Genomic DNA, 14,980 nt, shown 5'->3' with positions numbered 1-14,980 from the left:
TTCCTTTTTCCCCATAGCACCTACCGACATCGGCGGTTCCGTTCAATCAAATTATCTGAAGCCCTACGTAGCCTCTGCTTACATGGGGTTTCTTTTTTGGGCTTCAGATAATTTGCTATTCATTATGTAGAGTTAAATATTATGGGGAGTGAATACGTATTTTCCTGTATTTTACGCTGTTTGTAAGTCATGTTATTTTTCTTCTTTACTTAAAAAGCTATTTATGAGATAATATGGTATAATTTGAAACTGATTCATATAATTTAACTCAACTTTCGCACTAGCCTGCTTCAAAGCCTTCTCTCGTTGCCTATCGCGAAGCTCTATGGGTATGTCGACCTGAAAAAGGTCGCAGGGATTAAACACTTCGCCGGTTTGGAGCATGTGATAAACGGCAGTGAGCATCATTCTGGCAATGGCGATAATGGCTCGTTTTTTGCCCCGACGCTTGGCAATCCGCTCATACTTGATGCGGTAGTAAGAGGAAGTCTTGGATTTCACGGCGGCATGCGCCGCTTGCACAAGAGCGGGTTTGAGGTAAACTCCGGCTCTAGTGATGCGAACGGACTTCTTTTACCGGCGGATTGGTTGTTGCCAGGCGCTAATCCCACCCAACAGCACAAGCGCTTCGAGGATGAAAACTGAGACATATTGGTGCCGATCTCGGAGAGGATCGTGATGGCAGTGTTGCAATCCACGCCAGGGATGGTACACAGCAAGGCAATGGCGCTTTCAAAGGGTTCAACCAAACCGTCTATGGTTTGATCCAGGTCGGCAATGAGTTGCTCCACAAATTGCAAATGTCTGCGGACGAAGCGGATTCTTTCTGTTCCCCGGTCATTTGGAAGCCTTCGATGGATTCGATGACTTCGTCGGCTTTCTTCTTCAAAGAGGGGTGCAGGAGTGAAATGCAATGCTCTGGATCGAATGAATCCGCATTTACAAGGTAGTCCGTGATAGAGGAGGCAGATTTGCCAAACATGTCGGAAACGACAGCATCAAGGGCGACATTGCAAACGGTGAAAGCGTTCTGGAAGCGATTCTTCTCGCTGGACTTGCAGGAAACGAGCTTGAAACGATACCGTGTGTACTCCCGCAGGATGCGAACATCCTTGGAAGGAATGAAGCTGCCGGGTACAAGACCGAGGCGAAACAGGTCGCCAATCCACTTGGAATCCTTGACATCATCCTTGTTGCCTTTAACAGTGGCGACCCACTTGGGGTTGGCGACGGTAACGCGGATGCTGTCCTCCAATAAATTGTAGATGGGAACATAATATTTCCCGGTGCTCTCCATGCAAACGTCAAAGCAGTTGTTATCGATCAGCCATTGCTTGAACGCCAGAATGGAATTGTTGAAAGTGGAAAAGCGCTTCTTCTTGTAACTGGGAACGATGCCCTGCGTTGTGATGAGCGTGGCGACGAGAAATGTCTTGTGTACATCGACGCCACAGCAGATGGGGTAAACGACTTTCAAATTTCTCCCTCCTTGTGTTGAAATCGTGAGGGAGAAGACAGTGACTGGACCGCCGCACATTTAACACTGAGCTAAAACAATGATTAGCGTGCGGCCTCGCGTACCACTTATTTGTGCTTGAAAAGGCGATCCTTACACTGGTTCTTATACTGATTTAAGCTAAGAGGCGGTCTGCAACTCACCCCACCGTGCTTTGTAGTGTGCCTTCCCCTCAGGGCTATTGTACCCAAAGGATGGTTGCTGCACATCCCGGTTTTCATTCCTATTTGTGTCGCCCGCAGGCGGAGAAATGGAGGTTCTTATGACTGTATGCTGGCCCATACCACGATCGTTTTCTGCCGTTATATCATGCTTGCTTTGGAAAATCGGGAGAGCAAGGACCCCAGGACTCTTGGCAACCTATTTTATCTCTGCTGTGACGAGCTTAAGGATATAAGCTTCGCACAAGCGTTTCAGCTGATATTGACAATGCTGAAAAACACTTTGAGAAAATATCTTACGATAACTGATAGTGCTCTACATGGCCTTATTGACGATTTTATTTCCACTCTGCCAGAATTTTTAAAGGGACGGCTTCTACTTTCGTCCTGCAAAAGTTGAGTAATTTAAGATGTTCTCTTGGATGGTAAAGATACACAACACCAAGAGTTAGTGAAGGCCGCAACCTGGTTATATTTGCTTGTGGCACTCTGATACTGAACAAATGTAGAGCATTCAATAGTAACGGATGGTTTTCATATCAATATACATAGTTGGTGCATATACGCTTGACAAACCAGCTTAATCAACTAGTATTATTTAGAAAGACTTGCTTAAATAATCATTGTCGAAAGACAAAAGGATATGTGGGGCAGAGCTAATAATAATCTATACTCGCTATCTGTAGTGTACAAAACGGAGAGCGGAGAGCTTATTCGTATTAGTCTTTGCCACTAATGAGAAGAAGGGGGATGAGTCCAATGGGCAATTAAAAATGGTTCGTAAGGCAAATTAGGGAAGCCTGAAAAACATCGCCCAATGTTAGCCTGTACAAACCATATGGCTTTATTATACCACTACTTGTTTTTTGCGCAACTATCTATGAGTATCAAAGCAGGACAAACGCACCCTTTTATTACCAGGGATAAAAATGGAATAAATACATGATGGTAAGTAGATGGTTTTTTAAAAAACTGGTCTTCTATCAGATGGATTGCTGCAACTTTTGCCACTGCATCAAGATCATAATTCTTTTTTCCCTGGAAAATAATTGATACGTTTCTCCTGAGTGTCAGAGTGTCAATAGGCTTTCAAAAATATTAAGGAGATAGATTATCTAATGAAAAAAATGAAAAAAGCAGTATCTTTATTGCTTATGGTGATTTTTGTAATGTCTTTGAGTACATCGGTTTATGCAAATGAAGTAAAGTCTGCCGAACAGATACCTTCATCGGAATATTCCAGTGAAATAAAGTCTGCCGAACAAAGTGTTTTAGATTTTTTTGAAGCAATTCAAAAAAAAGATTATTACACTTTGAATAGAGTTTCCATGAACGAACTGATGAGCGAAGATGTGCTAAGAAATACTATCGATATGCAACACAAAGAAGGAATGATTGCAGAAAAACCACCAACCATACTATCTAGTGAGATGTATGGCGAAGACATGGTCAATGTTAAAGTTAGTTATGTTCTGGATGGTGAAGAGCACATAATGACCTACCCCGTAGTGTTGGTTAACAACGAGTGGATAGTAAATGTTTGTGATGCCATGCAGTCATCGGGAAAAGCTGTTCTTTTGGGAAATGGCATTCCAGTGATCGATTCTTCCACAACAAATTTAAAGGATGCGGGGAGGAGCTACAGCGTACCTTACTCGGGTAAATTAAATATAGGTTTGTCATATTATGTACCCTTCATATATACAACTGATACTAACATAGTATCAGTACTAGGATATCAAAGCAACTCTTCCTCAGTCAATGTTTCTTATGAAATGTGCTACTATAATGCGTATAATGAATGGATGTCTATAGGGAGCCCTACATCCGTCATTATACAGAATAATTATATCGATTACCCGTTTTATCAAGCTTTTGAAGATCTACTGAGTCCTGGTATTATACATGCTATGTTTATGCACACTTCTAGAAATAATACCGAAGTACATGGCAATATCTACGATGGGCGTTAGTTACAGGCTTTTGATTATTTGACAGCAACAAAACCCAATAAAAGTCAAAGGTTTCATAAGACTGTAATGAATTTACTGGACGTCCGCTCTTGGCTATGGATAACTCTGGGGCAAACTCTCTTTTAGTTTTCCCCAGAGTTATCTTTACGTGAGTCTATAAATTATACCCCAGATAATCCAAAAAACCATATAACGGAGTTTTTCACGATTAACATTACTGTCCAGAGGGTCTGTTTCTGTCTGGCAAATCTGCGCCCCTGCGGACTGACGTTACTTATTGTGATGATGCGGACGGTTGATTAATGCAATAGGCGGACAGAGTGTCTGTGAGGGCAACAAACCCTAGCGAACGACATTCTGCCGCCCCTATCGTACGACCATGTTAAGGAAATTTTAGTACTATACAGAAATCGGCCCTCTGGAAAGTCCGTCATGACACAAGAATTGCCAACACGACACGAAACCGGGGATGTATTCTCACGGCGAAGACGATACGGTAGCACCAAGCGCAAAAATCAATATTACGTTGATAAGGGGTGTGTTTTATTATGAGAAGTAAACTTGTTGTACTATTGTCCTTAATATTACTATTCTCTTTAACTGCATGTAACAATGAGGCAGATAACAGCAGCAATGGTGCCGATCAAGCCATTGAAAATGGTATAGTTAGTGGTGAAGCTTCTGGAACGGCTGAAACAATCGAAGCAACCGTATCTTCACAGGCAGATATGCAAGGTGTCATTTCAAACATTACCTTAAACCAAATAACTCTGGATCTGATCGAGCCAAGGGTAATTTTAGGGTCGACGCTTTTCAACAATATAGAAAATCTTCCCGAGGGAATCGACCCTAAATACTTACGTGAAACACTCGGTGCCAGTAGTATACCTGACGGGTTTGACTCTGAAAATATGCCGGAATCCTCTACGGAACAGGTACTACTGGTAACTTATACCGGAGAGACCGTTTCAATAGCGATACCAGCATCACTACCCATATTGTCAGGCAGCGACACGATCAGCGTCACATCGCTTTTACCAAACCATGTCATGTCAATTTGGTATGGAGAAGATGGGGAAACCATCGTTCTCGCGGTGGTGCAAGGGATAGCATTAAGATAATTTTCAGCAGCAACAATTTCAACCCCTTCTTTGACACTTTGACGCTTTAACAATTTAACAGAAGTTCCAAAGTCCCTGATGCGTAAAGCACAAGGCCTATTAATTAGCACTACAACGTAAGCGTCAAGCACGACGGTACCTAGCAAACACCATTTAATAATGGGATAATTACTCCAAAAGATACCGAAAAGGTATTAAGATCAATTTAGACCAATTAAGACCGCGTCTAAATAGGTCCAAATAGGAGCATTCCTGTAATCATTGAAAAAGGACTTTGAAAAAAGAGGCTCCCTTCAATACAATGGTAATGGGCTGAACGACAAAGAAAGGCACAACGCCAAATTGAGGAGGCGCCTCTATATGAATCGTACACAAAATGAGAAGATAATGCAAATAAAAAATGAAACATTGGTGGTCGGAATTGATATCGCAAAAGAGACCCATTATGCCAGAGCTTTTGATTACAGAGGGATAGAGCTAGCCCCGCTGCTGAAATTTAGCAACACGGCACAAGGATACCAACTCTTTGACCGATGGATGCAAGATATATATAAGCAGCAAGGAAAGACAGAAGTCATCGCTGGATTTGAGCCCACCGGACATTACTGCTTTACATTGGGAGACCATCTAAAACAGCAGGGCCATAAGTTGGCCATAGTTAATCCCTTTCATGTTAAGCGAACCAAAGAACTAGATGATAATAGCAGTGGGTAGAAGGCACCCCTCACGGGATGCCAGCCCCCGTTGTCACGGTAGTACAGTTTTCCCGCATCCGGCGGCCCCAATGCTATCCCTTAGCAGGGAGACTCAAAGAGCTTGAGTTGACGGTACCTGGGTATCTTCAATTCCATGCGTGCCAGACCACTCCCGCGGTCTAACTCCTCCGCTGAGTAGAGCTTCCATCTGCCACGATCACGCCATCGGCAGCGTATATACGCCCGCACCCGGTTCCGCACCCATCTATCCAGGTTGCGGAACAAGACAATGTTGTTCCCGTAACGGTGGTAGTTAGCCCACCCCTCAATCTTTGGGTTCAGTTTGGCAATCACTCTCTTTACCGGGATATCTCCCTGGTTTCGCCGTGTTGCTTCCCGTACTTTCGCATAGACTGATTTCAGCGATTTCTTTCCTACGCCTACATGTCGTTTCCCAAAATGGAACCCCAGAAAGTCAAATCCTTTCTGAAAGCTGCTGATAACCGTTTTCTCCGGTGATAGCCGCAGCTTCAGCCGGTTTAACAGCTCACCTGCCACTTGCAAAGCCGCCTCCGCTTCCTCGCGAGTCCGACAGAGGATCAGACGGTGAGTAGCCCGGGGGAATTTCACCCCCAGGCCCTCTCAGAACCGGACTTGAACCTCTCAGCTCATCCGGCTCCCATTATCCAGCCCCAGGTAGAATCCCCATTTTCCATTGCACAAATAGTTTTGGCTCTTGTCTAGCAATTCTGCCAAGCCAATAGTTAGCTCGCCTTTGATGGATAGCAAGCCTCTTGTATTTACGCCTGGCCCAACGGACTAGTGCTCGATTCATGTGCCTTAGTACTGAGTACATTTCCGATTTGTAAAAGCGCCCGTAGTAGTTGACCCATCCCCTTATTACAGGATTGAACATGTTCGACAGATCCTCAAGGGTCTTTTCACAGACGGCCACAAAGCGGCTGCTGGGCGGGCAGGACGGCAGGACGAAATTATACCGCTTGTCGCTACTCTCAATGTCCTGCTTAAAATTCCCGTAGGTTCCCCGGACAGACGCGAAACGGGGTGTCCCGGCTGCGTCCCTGCCCACAAACACGCAGTTGTGATATTCCCGGCTCTCATACAATATCCCTGCTTGGATGCAGCGATAGATGATTTCCAGGTCAATGCCCCGGCCTTGCAGGTAGCCGATAGCGGCCCGGTTGTCGCGGTTCGGTTCCGGCAGTTCAAAGGGCTTGGGCGGCGGCTCCGGTTTCTTTACCTACTGAAAGGAAACGGCGGGGGCGGCCCGTCCCTCGCAAAGCAGTTGTACGGCTTCCACAAAGCCCATATCCCGTACTTTGATAAGGTAGTCAAGGGCGGTCTTGCCGCCGATGCCTCTTGAAAACCAATGCCATTTGCCGTTCGAGATTTTCAGGCTGTCATGGCTAACGGTGCAGTATTCATGGGGCGCTGTGCGCTTTAGCTCCTGCGGCTCGTACTGTTGCAGGTAGGAAAGCAGGTCGATTTCTTTTGCCTGCGTAACCTGTTCCGGTGTAACGTAAGGCATGGCCTATTCCTCCTTCCTGAATATGAAAAAAGGGCGCTCATTATGAACGCCCAGGATGTGGTATGTTTCTATTACTATCCTTTTCCCAGCAGGTAAAGGGGGTTTTTACGGGGAAGCAAACAGCCCGCCGCATATCTGCAAACGGGCAGTTTTCCCCTGTTTCATGCTTCGGCGGCCTCGGCCATAAAGTCCTGCATGATGTCGTCCATATCCAGCAGGAAGGAAAACAGGAAGTATTGCCGGGCCTCCGGGTGGACTGCCAGCAGTTCCACTTCCTCCGGAAATTGCATACCCACTACATCATAGAGAATGCGCAGGACGGCCAGCATTTCCACTTCCCGGCCTTCGCTGTACAAGTGGGTAAAGATGGCTGAAATTCGCTCCATTGCCTCGGTGTCATTTTCGGAGAACGTTCAAAGGGTTTCAAGGAGCGGGGCGGTCATGGCCCCGGATATGAGGTTGATTTTGTCCCGGCTGATTTCGCCGGACGGAAGCAAAATACCGTTGGCGTAAAGATTGGCTTGCATGGTTTGAGCCTCCTTTTCATGTTTCTCTCCGTATTCTTTTAAGGCGCTTTATATCCCGCTCGTAGATTTTGATAACATTTTTGCAACAATCGGGGGTTTTGCGCCTTTTGAGGATACGGGCATTTTTGATAACATGGATAACATTTGATGGTGTATTGGTGTTTGAGGGCAAATAAAAAAAGCCTCGAAACATAGTAATTTCAAGGCTTTTCATGGTCTTTCCCCATGTGAAGGGTACGATATATTTTGTTTTTTTGGTTTATTGCAACATGCTATCCGGCTCGGCTTTAGCGGAAATTATTTTGTATTTTTAAACCTGCTTGCAGGGAGGAATCCAAAGTAAAGCAGGAAAATACTTATTTTGCCCCGAAGAGAACCTCTAAAACAAAATGAGCGTTGAGAAAATGGAAAATGACCTATGGTATGCCGGCGAAGGTTTTTGGGTGGCCTATTGCGAAGACGCCGATACAATAGCAGAATTTAAAAAGATCAAGGAAATGCAGGAATCAGCCACCTACTTTCATTTCCGGGCAAGAGGAAAACGCGCCTCACAATTCAGGTTTCACCAGGGGGAGATACTTGAACGGGGACAGTGTCTTCTTTCCTATGTCTGCTCACGGCTTCATCTAAACTTTTATGCGGCCCTAGAACTATCCCGTAACAACGAAAGTACTCCTTACATGGAAAAATACCCTGACTCAACCTATCAGCTTGAGTTATTCCCCGAGAAATACCGGAGAAGCTCGAAAAAGAAGCCAGATCTCAACAAAAGTTGATCAACTGCTTGTTCCAGGGAGGCTATAGTATGGATTTATATGGATGGTTTGGTAAAGCTCTCAGAGTTAATCTAAGTACAGGTGTTATTAAAGAAGAGGAAATAGAAAAAACCCTTATGATGGATTGGTTAGGTGGCCGCGGCTTGGGAACACGTATGATATACCGTGAGGTCCCGGCAGTCTGCAACCCCCTTGGGTCAGAAAACAAGCTTGTGTTTGCCGCCGGTCCCCTGACGGGCTCCAACTTTCCGGGTTCGGGCAGGTTCAGCGTATCTGCCAAGTCACCGCTGACCGGGACGATTTTTGATTCAAATGCCGGGGGAACCTGGGGTGTAAGATTTAAGAGATGCGGTTTTGATATGCTGATTATCGAAGGTGCGGCATCTACGCCTGTTTTCCTGTCGATAAAAGACGGGGCAGCTTCCCTGGAAGATGCGGGCGAACTCTGGGGTAATGATGTTTTTGAAACCAACCACAAAATAATAAGCATACTAGGAAAAGATGTTAGTGTTGCCTGTATCGGCCCGGCCGGTGAAAACCAGGTTAAATTCGCGGCAATCATGAATGACGCTCACCGGGTTCTGGGCCGTGGCGGGCTGGGCGCTGTCATGGGAGCAAAAAAAATCAAGGCTGTCGTTGTCAGCGGTAATAAGAAGGTCAGGGTTGCCCACCCTGAGAAAATGGACCTCATGGTTTACGAGTCCGACAAATGGATTCAAGCAAGCCCCATAACCTCTAAAGGCTTGCCTGAATTCGGCACCCCTGTCCTGGTAAATCTTTTTAACGAACTGGGAGTGTTCCCCTCATATAATTTTCAAGGTTCACAATTTGCCAATGCCGGCAAAATATCAGGTGAAGCTATTGCTGAAACTATTTACGCCGGCCGCAAGGGCTGTTACCGCTGCCCGGTTCAATGTACCCGGATGGTCAAAATTGGTGCTTCAACTATACCCGGTCCGGAGTATGAGTCCTTGTGGGCCTTGGGTCCGGAATGCGGCATTGACGACCTAACGGTCATAGCCGAGGCCAATAATCTCTGCAGCCAGCTTGGACTTGACACAATTTCCACCGGGGTAACCATAGGCTGCGCTATGGAGCTTGAAGAGAGAGGTTTGCTAAAAACAGGGCTCAAGTTCAATGATGCGGTTGGGCTCCTCCGGGCTATCAAACAAATTGCCGGCCGGGAGGGAGTCGGCGATCTGCTGGCGGAGGGTTCACGCCGTATGGCTGATAGTAGCGGCTTCTCCCAGTATAGTATGCAGGTAAAGGGACTGGAGCTGCCTGCTTACGACCCCCGGGGCATGCAGGGTATGGGCCTGGGGTTTGCTACCTCCAACAGGGGTGGCTGCCACCTGAGCGCCTATATGGTTGGACCTGAGGCGCTCGGGGTTCCAAAGATGGTGGATCGTTTCAGCACAGGCGGTAAGGCCGGTCTTACCATCACCCAGCAGAACATCAACGCTGCCGTTGACAGCCTGATCATCTGCCGTTTTATTAACCTGGCCGTATCGGAGGAGTATTTTGCCAGAGCATTGTCCGCGGCAACCGGTGTCGATTACAGGCCCCAGGACCTGTACCGCATCGGGGAGCGGATTTGGACCCTGGAAAGACTATATAACTTACAAGCGGGACTGGATTCCTCCTTTGACACCCTCCCTCCGAGACTGTTGGAAGAACCTATTGCAGAAGGTCCGTCCCTCGGTAAAACAGTCGAATTAAAACCCATGCTTGCTGAATACTACAGATTTAGAGGCTGGGATGCGGCAGGCATTCCCACTCCTAAAAAATTACAGGAGCTGGAATTGGAGGAATACTCGTGTTAAAGGATTTTCAGAAGATTGGCAGAGACCTTTTCCTTAGCGGCCTTAACAGCTCGCACAGCGGCAACCTGAGTGTGCGTTACGGTGATAGAATTGTCATCACGCGACGGGGTTCGATGTTGGGACATTTGGAAGAGCGTGACCTGATCGAAACGGGGCTTGCCAGGAACGACTCCAAGATCATCCTGGCTTCAACTGAAATCGGTGTCCACCGGGCCATTTACAAAGGGACCTCCGCTCTTGCCGTAGTACATGCCCACCCGGTCCACGCAATTGCCCTTTCCCTGCTTGAAGATCAAATCATACCCGTTGATTCCGAAGGGGCTTACCTGTTGCACAAAATCCCCGTGATTGGGGCGGAGCATACGATTGGATCTAAAGAATTGGAAAATATTCTACCCGGTCTTTTAAGTGAATATAAAATTGTGATGGTTCGCGGACATGGAAGTTTCGCGGTAGGCCAAATGATTGAGGAAGCCTACCAGTGGACTTCCTGCCTGGAACAGGTCTGCCGGATTATTTGCCTGACCCGGAGCCTCCATGGAGAAATGAAAGAAAAACGGTTCGAAAAGTTTACAAGCTGGTAAAAAGGAACCTTATATAATGGATCTGCCGGCAGAATGATAATTAGGAGAGATTTTTTCTAAAATGAGTATTTTGGACTATCTTATTCACGGAAATTTGGTTATTCGCCAGGAAATCATCAATAAATTTTTGAAAAACCTAATTCAAGAAAACCGGTTGGTCCAAGATATTGAGTTAACAATAAGCCGGGGCCTGATTAACCTTGAGGCTACCTTATGTTCATCAGAGGCCCCAACTTATAAAGTCAACCTGGTGATGTCTCTAAGCAACTTCGCCTTCAACCGTAACAGCCGGTTTGTAGAACTGCCCCTCCAGGGTCCGGTTCTGATTTCCTATCAAGGACTGAATATCAAAGCCAGGTTGGAAGTGGTTATGGACCCTGATCCGGTAGCCCGCGCCGAAACCCCGGAGAACCTGCTCAGGCTGATGGAGTACCTCATGATTGAGGAAGATAAAATAACCATTGACTTTAACCAAATTCCAGGTTTTAATCAGCTGTTGCAAAAAAAGCTGGGCTTTTTGCTGAACAACCTGGAAATATCCAGGCTCGAACTGGGTGAAGGAATGCTTATTGTGCAACCTTCAATTAAGTTCTTCTGAGTTTACCTGTAAATTAAACGTGGAAACACATATTAACAGACATATTAAAATCACTTTCCCCGCAGAATACTATCAAACTCTCATAAAGGGGGAATCTCATGCCACGCGAAGGGTTAATTCCAACTGTTCTCGGTACCGCCGTCACTGCGGCAGGGCTGGCGTTGCGCGGCACTAATCCCGTTGTCGGCTGGGGTGTGGCCGGTTTTGGCCTGGCGCACATATTACTGGGCGCTATCGACCTGATTGAACACCATAAGGCCCAAGGAGAGTTTTAGGGGCTGTAACGAAACACAGCCACAAAATCGCCTAAGACCAATGGTTTTAGGCGATTTTCCACCAAGAAAACATGCTTAAAATGAAATTGTTTTTTTCTGCTCATAGAAACATCTGACTTTCCTTGATATGTACCTGTATTGCCGGCCTGCCTGTCTTGGCCTGGCATTGTTTACTCTTTTTTCATTTTGCCCAATGAAAAGTTTCTCTCCACCTTGTGTCCGAAATATGACGTGCTGCTGTCAGGTTTTGTGTGTTATATCAAGTGGGAAATTATGCTTTTTTGCTGTTTATCTCACTACCGTCAAATTTCTCCACCATTTTTTCCTTCTCCAAATGTTTTTCCAAAAGCTGTAGTATGACGAACCCGTGCTGAAGCAAGTTTTCCTTATCTACACTTTCCTCCAGGGGGGGTACTTCAGAAATTTTATCAAAATTTTTCGGGACCTCCAACTTATCGATGTTGCCCGACCTGGCCATTTCCACTGCAATTCTGCGGCCCCTGCCGGCTTTATCTTCCTGGTAATCAACATCAAGAAGCGCTTTGTTAAACCCGTCAAAAGCCTCGTAAAGCTGATTATGCTCCTCGTAAAGACTGGCAATAAATTCCCTGTGATCTTTACTGGCACCAACAGAAAGCCTGGGGTAAACAGTCTCCTCTTCCGACTTGAAATGGGGAATCACCACATTGCGAACCAGTTCTACGAACTCCCTGAGTTCCCAGATCACATTGACGCCTGCTTCACCATACTCAATGTCCTTGAGGTTTCCTTCCAGCTTGCTGATAATTCTCATCAAAGCCGCATGGTCGTCGTGAAATCTTTTCAGCCAGTCCAATGGCCAGACCTCCAAACCTTAAAAATACTCTTATATTACTCCCCGGCTGCCTTTAGGAGTTCATTCTTTAGCCTCAGGTAACTGCCGGTAAAATGAGCCGCGTTTTGCGCTTCACGGTGGTCGAAGCCATAGGCCCGCCTGCTTACAGCCAGAACCGGCGGCGCCTGAATACGTTTGGCCACGCCCATGCCGGTATACAGCTTCCACCAGCGCTCCAGGTCATCAATAAATTCCGCGGGACCCGGAAACAGTTCTTTTACCAGGCCCGTACGGCAGCCTACCTTTTCTTCAAGGCATCCCTGCGCGTACCAGGTCAATATATCCTCCGGGGCGGCCCTTTTCCAGTGTTCCATGAAAGCCCTGAACAGGTAATCGTGATAAGGATAGACAATCGGGTCGCCCTTGCCCTGATCAACATCCTGCTCGCGTGACAGTTCAGCGCTTGGCACCAGGTCAATGATCTCCTGGGGTATCACGTTTTTCTGGTAGACCTGCTCGTTAAGATAGCGGGCCAGCTCATAGACCTGGTGCTTCCAGAGATCGCCCAGCGCCGCCATAAACCCGGCCAGATCCCCGTACAAGGTAGAGTACCCGACGGTCATTTCACTTTTATTCGCGTTGCAGGTGAAGCCCCCCCCTACCGCCGCAGCCAGGGCGGCCAGGATCCTGGCCGAGCGGTCGCGGGCCTGGATATTCTCCAGGACAAAGGCGGACACAGGTACCTTGAACTCACTGGCGTCAGTCAGGTCGGCCACAGGGGTCTGAGTCAATTGGTTATAGGTGTAGTCAACAACCTCCTGAATCGGCATAACCGTATACATGCATCCCAGGTTCCGGGCCAACCTGGCTGCCAGCCCCCGCGTGGTCCGGGAGTTAAAGACGCTGGGCATGTTGACCAGATATACATTCTTGGGCCCCAGCACCCTGGTGTAAAGGCAGGCGCTTACAGCCGAGTCAATACCCCCCGAAAGACCAACCACCACTTTCCTGATGTTTATCGCGGCCAGGAACTTACTGATACCATAATGAAGAGCCTGATAAATAGCCCCGGTATCCCAATCCGTGGGTACCTCGACCGGAACTAAGTTCCCGCTCCCGCTTTCCAGGTCTATTTCAATAATCTTCAGCTCCTGTGAAAAAGGACGGCAGAAGTCCACGATCTCTCCGCGTCTGTTATAAACCGTACTGTGACCATCAAAGGTGTATACCGTCTTGCCGTTATTCTGGATGCCGACATTATTTACGTAGATTAAAGGCGCCCCGGTCTCATTAACCTGCTTGGAAAACACACGGTTGCGCTTGTCATTCTTACCGAGTGTGAAGGGCGAACTTGAGATATTAACGAACAGGTCCACCGGTCCATTGCGATGAATGGACGCCATCGGCTTCACGGCATAATCGTCGCTCCAGCCGTCTTCACAGAGAATACAGCCCACTCTGACCGGTTTACCTTCGATAGTAATATTTACCGGCTGCAAAAGCTCTCCGATAGTTTTGTCTACTTCCATGGACAGCTTGCGCAGGCTGTAAAAGTGGCGGGTATCGTCAAATTCACGGTAGTTGGGTTGGAGTGTTTTTATCCTGAACGGGTAGGGAAAGTTTTCACCGCCACAAAGCCGCCCACCTTGAGCGGCAAAAAAAGCATTATACTTGCGCACTCGCCCGTCGTCCCCTATTTTCCCCCAGTCAACACCTACATTGCCGAACAACACACATATTCCATCAGTTGAAGCTTCCACTATCCTGCGGCCATACTCCTCGCAATCCCTCAGATAAGCTTCATATTCCCAGGTGTCACCCAATAAATAACCAGGAATGGCCATCTCCGGGAATATGACCAGTTGGGCTTGCTCCCGGCGAGCTTCCCCGATCATGTCCAGCATCGTGGCGCTATTTAAATCCGGCCTGCCCGGTATAACTTCCATCTGGCCTATTGCAATTCTGATCAATGTTGACACCTCGTTGCCTGGTCAAGAATTTCCAGTTAGTTGCTGTTATTATTGCCATAGTAGCATGTTCCTTTTTATTTGGAAACAAGTAAAAGCTATATTATAACTTTTTATCTTTTGAAAGCACAGCTTCCACAATCTCTTTATGGTAAGTACCGATAAAGGTGGTATTCTGGATCCCGGACAGGCCAGCCCACTTAAATTCGGTATGTTCATGGCTGAGGTTGATCACCGGTTTGGGACCATCACCCATACTATACAGGTAAAAGACACCAAAACGTTCGAAACTGTCGGGAAACTTCACTACGTAGGTTTTTAACAGCTCCAGCCTGCCTGTAAGCCGCAAACCGGTTTCTTCCCTTACCTCCCGCAGCAGGTCATCCACCGGAGCACCAGATATATAGTGTCCGCCGGGAAGACCCCATAAACCTGCCACGCTATTGCCCTGATAGCCTGAATAACGAAGCAGCAGGACTTCTCCTTGGCAGACCATAACCACATGTTGCATTACAGCCAGCAGCTTGTGTTTAAATCCTTGCATATTTCTCTCCTTAAATATTTACATATCTATACCATCATATCCCATTCCTGCTATAAA

General features: G+C 46.9%; 19 protein-coding genes. 9 read left to right on the top strand and 10 right to left on the bottom strand.

Going from position 1 to position 14,980, the window contains the following annotated elements; all coding sequences use genetic code 11:
- Nucleotides 1-192 precede the first annotated feature (192 nt).
- The 3 genes from Psfp_RS22620 to Psfp_RS22610 are packed head-to-tail and all read right to left on the bottom strand — an operon-like array spanning nt 193 to nt 1,477.
- On the bottom strand, nt 193-522 hold the full coding sequence (locus Psfp_RS22620; protein WP_348981102.1) for a hypothetical protein: 330 nt from the start codon (nt 520-522) through the stop codon (nt 193-195).
- On the bottom strand, nt 498-698 hold the full coding sequence (locus tag Psfp_RS22615; protein WP_348981104.1) for a transposase: 201 nt from the start codon (nt 696-698) through the stop codon (nt 498-500). Before Psfp_RS22615 ends, Psfp_RS22620 begins: the two co-directional genes overlap by 25 nt.
- 56 nt (nt 699-754) lie before the next feature.
- Nucleotides 755-1,477, bottom strand: a complete 723-nt coding sequence (locus tag Psfp_RS22610) for a transposase (RefSeq protein WP_348981101.1) — start codon at nt 1,475-1,477, stop codon at nt 755-757.
- A gap of 198 nt (nt 1,478-1,675) precedes the next feature.
- On the opposite strand from Psfp_RS22610, the gene Psfp_RS03230 reads away from it, so the two are divergent.
- The 4 genes from Psfp_RS03230 to Psfp_RS03215 all read left to right on the top strand — a co-directional run bounded on the left by Psfp_RS03230 (nt 1,676) and on the right by Psfp_RS03215 (nt 5,485).
- The gene (locus Psfp_RS03230) at nt 1,676-2,077 is read left to right on the top strand and encodes a hypothetical protein (protein WP_243120450.1); all 402 of its coding nucleotides are present in this window, start codon (nt 1,676-1,678) and stop codon (nt 2,075-2,077) included.
- Between the two features lie 718 nt (nt 2,078-2,795).
- Nucleotides 2,796-3,650, top strand: coding sequence for a hypothetical protein (locus Psfp_RS03225; RefSeq protein WP_134217110.1), 855 nt, complete (start codon nt 2,796-2,798; stop codon nt 3,648-3,650).
- Between the two features lie 548 nt (nt 3,651-4,198).
- Nucleotides 4,199-4,771 (top strand): hypothetical protein, encoded by a 573-nt coding sequence (locus Psfp_RS03220; RefSeq protein ID WP_134217109.1) that lies wholly within the window; start codon nt 4,199-4,201, stop codon nt 4,769-4,771.
- A gap of 360 nt (nt 4,772-5,131) precedes the next feature.
- Nucleotides 5,132-5,485, top strand: a complete 354-nt coding sequence (locus tag Psfp_RS03215) for an IS110 family transposase (protein ID WP_243120449.1) — start codon at nt 5,132-5,134, stop codon at nt 5,483-5,485.
- Nucleotides 5,486-5,565: 80 nt separating this feature from the next.
- Here Psfp_RS03215 and Psfp_RS03210 read toward each other — a convergent pair whose 3' ends face one another.
- From Psfp_RS03210 to Psfp_RS22095, 4 genes are all read right to left on the bottom strand, one after another.
- Nucleotides 5,566-6,096: a group II intron maturase-specific domain-containing protein gene (locus tag Psfp_RS03210; protein WP_192895245.1), complete on the bottom strand. Its 531-nt coding sequence runs from the start codon at nt 6,094-6,096 to the stop codon at nt 5,566-5,568.
- A 52-nt stretch (nt 6,097-6,148) separates the two neighbouring features.
- The gene (locus Psfp_RS22105) at nt 6,149-6,649 is read right to left on the bottom strand and encodes a group II intron maturase-specific domain-containing protein (RefSeq protein ID WP_282434317.1); all 501 of its coding nucleotides are present in this window, start codon (nt 6,647-6,649) and stop codon (nt 6,149-6,151) included.
- 78 nt (nt 6,650-6,727) lie between these two features.
- Nucleotides 6,728-7,015 carry a hypothetical protein gene (locus tag Psfp_RS22100; RefSeq protein ID WP_134217107.1) on the bottom strand — a complete coding sequence of 96 codons (288 nt, stop codon included), beginning with the start codon at nt 7,013-7,015 and terminating at the stop codon, nt 6,728-6,730.
- 161 nt (nt 7,016-7,176) lie between these two features.
- Complete coding sequence (locus Psfp_RS22095; RefSeq protein ID WP_243120447.1) at nt 7,177-7,401, bottom strand: hypothetical protein; 225 nt, start codon at nt 7,399-7,401, stop codon at nt 7,177-7,179.
- 545 nt (nt 7,402-7,946) lie between these two features.
- Here Psfp_RS22095 and Psfp_RS03190 point away from each other — a divergent pair.
- The 5 genes from Psfp_RS03190 (at nt 7,947) to Psfp_RS03170 (ending at nt 11,598) form a co-directional block, all read left to right on the top strand.
- Nucleotides 7,947-8,318, top strand: a complete 372-nt coding sequence (locus Psfp_RS03190; protein ID WP_134217106.1) for a hypothetical protein — start codon at nt 7,947-7,949, stop codon at nt 8,316-8,318.
- Between the two features lie 29 nt (nt 8,319-8,347).
- Nucleotides 8,348-10,141: an aldehyde ferredoxin oxidoreductase family protein gene (locus Psfp_RS03185; RefSeq protein ID WP_134217105.1), complete on the top strand. Its 1,794-nt coding sequence runs from the start codon at nt 8,348-8,350 to the stop codon at nt 10,139-10,141.
- A complete protein-coding gene (locus Psfp_RS03180; RefSeq protein ID WP_134217104.1) occupies nt 10,135-10,725 on the top strand; it encodes an aldolase in 591 nt (196 codons plus the stop codon). The genes Psfp_RS03185 and Psfp_RS03180 overlap by 7 nt, the downstream gene beginning before the upstream one ends.
- A gap of 61 nt (nt 10,726-10,786) precedes the next feature.
- Nucleotides 10,787-11,323 (top strand): hypothetical protein, encoded by a 537-nt coding sequence (locus Psfp_RS03175; protein WP_134217103.1) that lies wholly within the window; start codon nt 10,787-10,789, stop codon nt 11,321-11,323.
- 98 nt (nt 11,324-11,421) lie between these two features.
- The gene (locus Psfp_RS03170; RefSeq protein ID WP_134217102.1) at nt 11,422-11,598 is read left to right on the top strand and encodes an asparagine synthase; all 177 of its coding nucleotides are present in this window, start codon (nt 11,422-11,424) and stop codon (nt 11,596-11,598) included.
- A gap of 271 nt (nt 11,599-11,869) precedes the next feature.
- On the opposite strand, the gene Psfp_RS03165 is transcribed toward Psfp_RS03170, so the two are convergent.
- The 3 genes from Psfp_RS03165 to Psfp_RS03155 all read right to left on the bottom strand — a co-directional run bounded on the left by Psfp_RS03165 (nt 11,870) and on the right by Psfp_RS03155 (nt 14,923).
- Nucleotides 11,870-12,433 carry a hemerythrin domain-containing protein gene (locus Psfp_RS03165; protein ID WP_134217101.1) on the bottom strand — a complete coding sequence of 188 codons (564 nt, stop codon included), beginning with the start codon at nt 12,431-12,433 and terminating at the stop codon, nt 11,870-11,872.
- A gap of 35 nt (nt 12,434-12,468) precedes the next feature.
- Nucleotides 12,469-14,391: an NAD(+) synthase gene (nadE, locus tag Psfp_RS03160; protein ID WP_348981100.1), complete on the bottom strand. Its 1,923-nt coding sequence runs from the start codon at nt 14,389-14,391 to the stop codon at nt 12,469-12,471.
- Nucleotides 14,392-14,482: 91 nt separating this feature from the next.
- Nucleotides 14,483-14,923, bottom strand: coding sequence for an NUDIX domain-containing protein (locus tag Psfp_RS03155; RefSeq protein ID WP_134217099.1), 441 nt, complete (start codon nt 14,921-14,923; stop codon nt 14,483-14,485).
- Nucleotides 14,924-14,980: the final 57 nt, after the last annotated feature.

Origin of the sequence: Pelotomaculum sp. FP, from assembly GCF_004369245.1 — a bacterium.
Classification (GTDB): domain Bacteria; phylum Bacillota; class Desulfotomaculia; order Desulfotomaculales; family Pelotomaculaceae; genus Pelotomaculum_C; species Pelotomaculum_C schinkii.
Note: the sequence above shows the minus strand (reverse complement) of the source record. Positions and strands in the feature narration are given on the sequence as shown.

What these genes read in the sequence shown, in the direction of transcription:
- Psfp_RS03225 (WP_134217110.1), top strand. Translation starts at nt 2,796, where the DNA reads ATGAAAAAAATGAAAAAAGCAGTATCTTTATTGCTTATGGTGATTTTT.
- Psfp_RS03220 (WP_134217109.1), top strand. Translation starts at nt 4,199, where the DNA reads ATGAGAAGTAAACTTGTTGTACTATTGTCCTTAATATTACTATTCTCT.
- Psfp_RS03215 (WP_243120449.1), top strand. Translation starts at nt 5,132, where the DNA reads ATGAATCGTACACAAAATGAGAAGATAATGCAAATAAAAAATGAAACA.
- Psfp_RS22100 (WP_134217107.1), bottom strand. Translation starts at nt 7,015, where the DNA reads ATGCCTTACGTTACACCGGAACAGGTTACGCAGGCAAAAGAAATCGAC.
- Psfp_RS22095 (WP_243120447.1), bottom strand. Translation starts at nt 7,401, where the DNA reads ATGGAGCGAATTTCAGCCATCTTTACCCACTTGTACAGCGAAGGCCGG.
- Psfp_RS03190 (WP_134217106.1), top strand. Translation starts at nt 7,947, where the DNA reads ATGGAAAATGACCTATGGTATGCCGGCGAAGGTTTTTGGGTGGCCTAT.
- Psfp_RS03185 (WP_134217105.1), top strand. Translation starts at nt 8,348, where the DNA reads ATGGATTTATATGGATGGTTTGGTAAAGCTCTCAGAGTTAATCTAAGT.
- Psfp_RS03175 (WP_134217103.1), top strand. Translation starts at nt 10,787, where the DNA reads ATGAGTATTTTGGACTATCTTATTCACGGAAATTTGGTTATTCGCCAG.
- Psfp_RS03170 (WP_134217102.1), top strand. Translation starts at nt 11,422, where the DNA reads ATGCCACGCGAAGGGTTAATTCCAACTGTTCTCGGTACCGCCGTCACT.
- Psfp_RS03155 (WP_134217099.1), bottom strand. Translation starts at nt 14,923, where the DNA reads ATGCAAGGATTTAAACACAAGCTGCTGGCTGTAATGCAACATGTGGTT.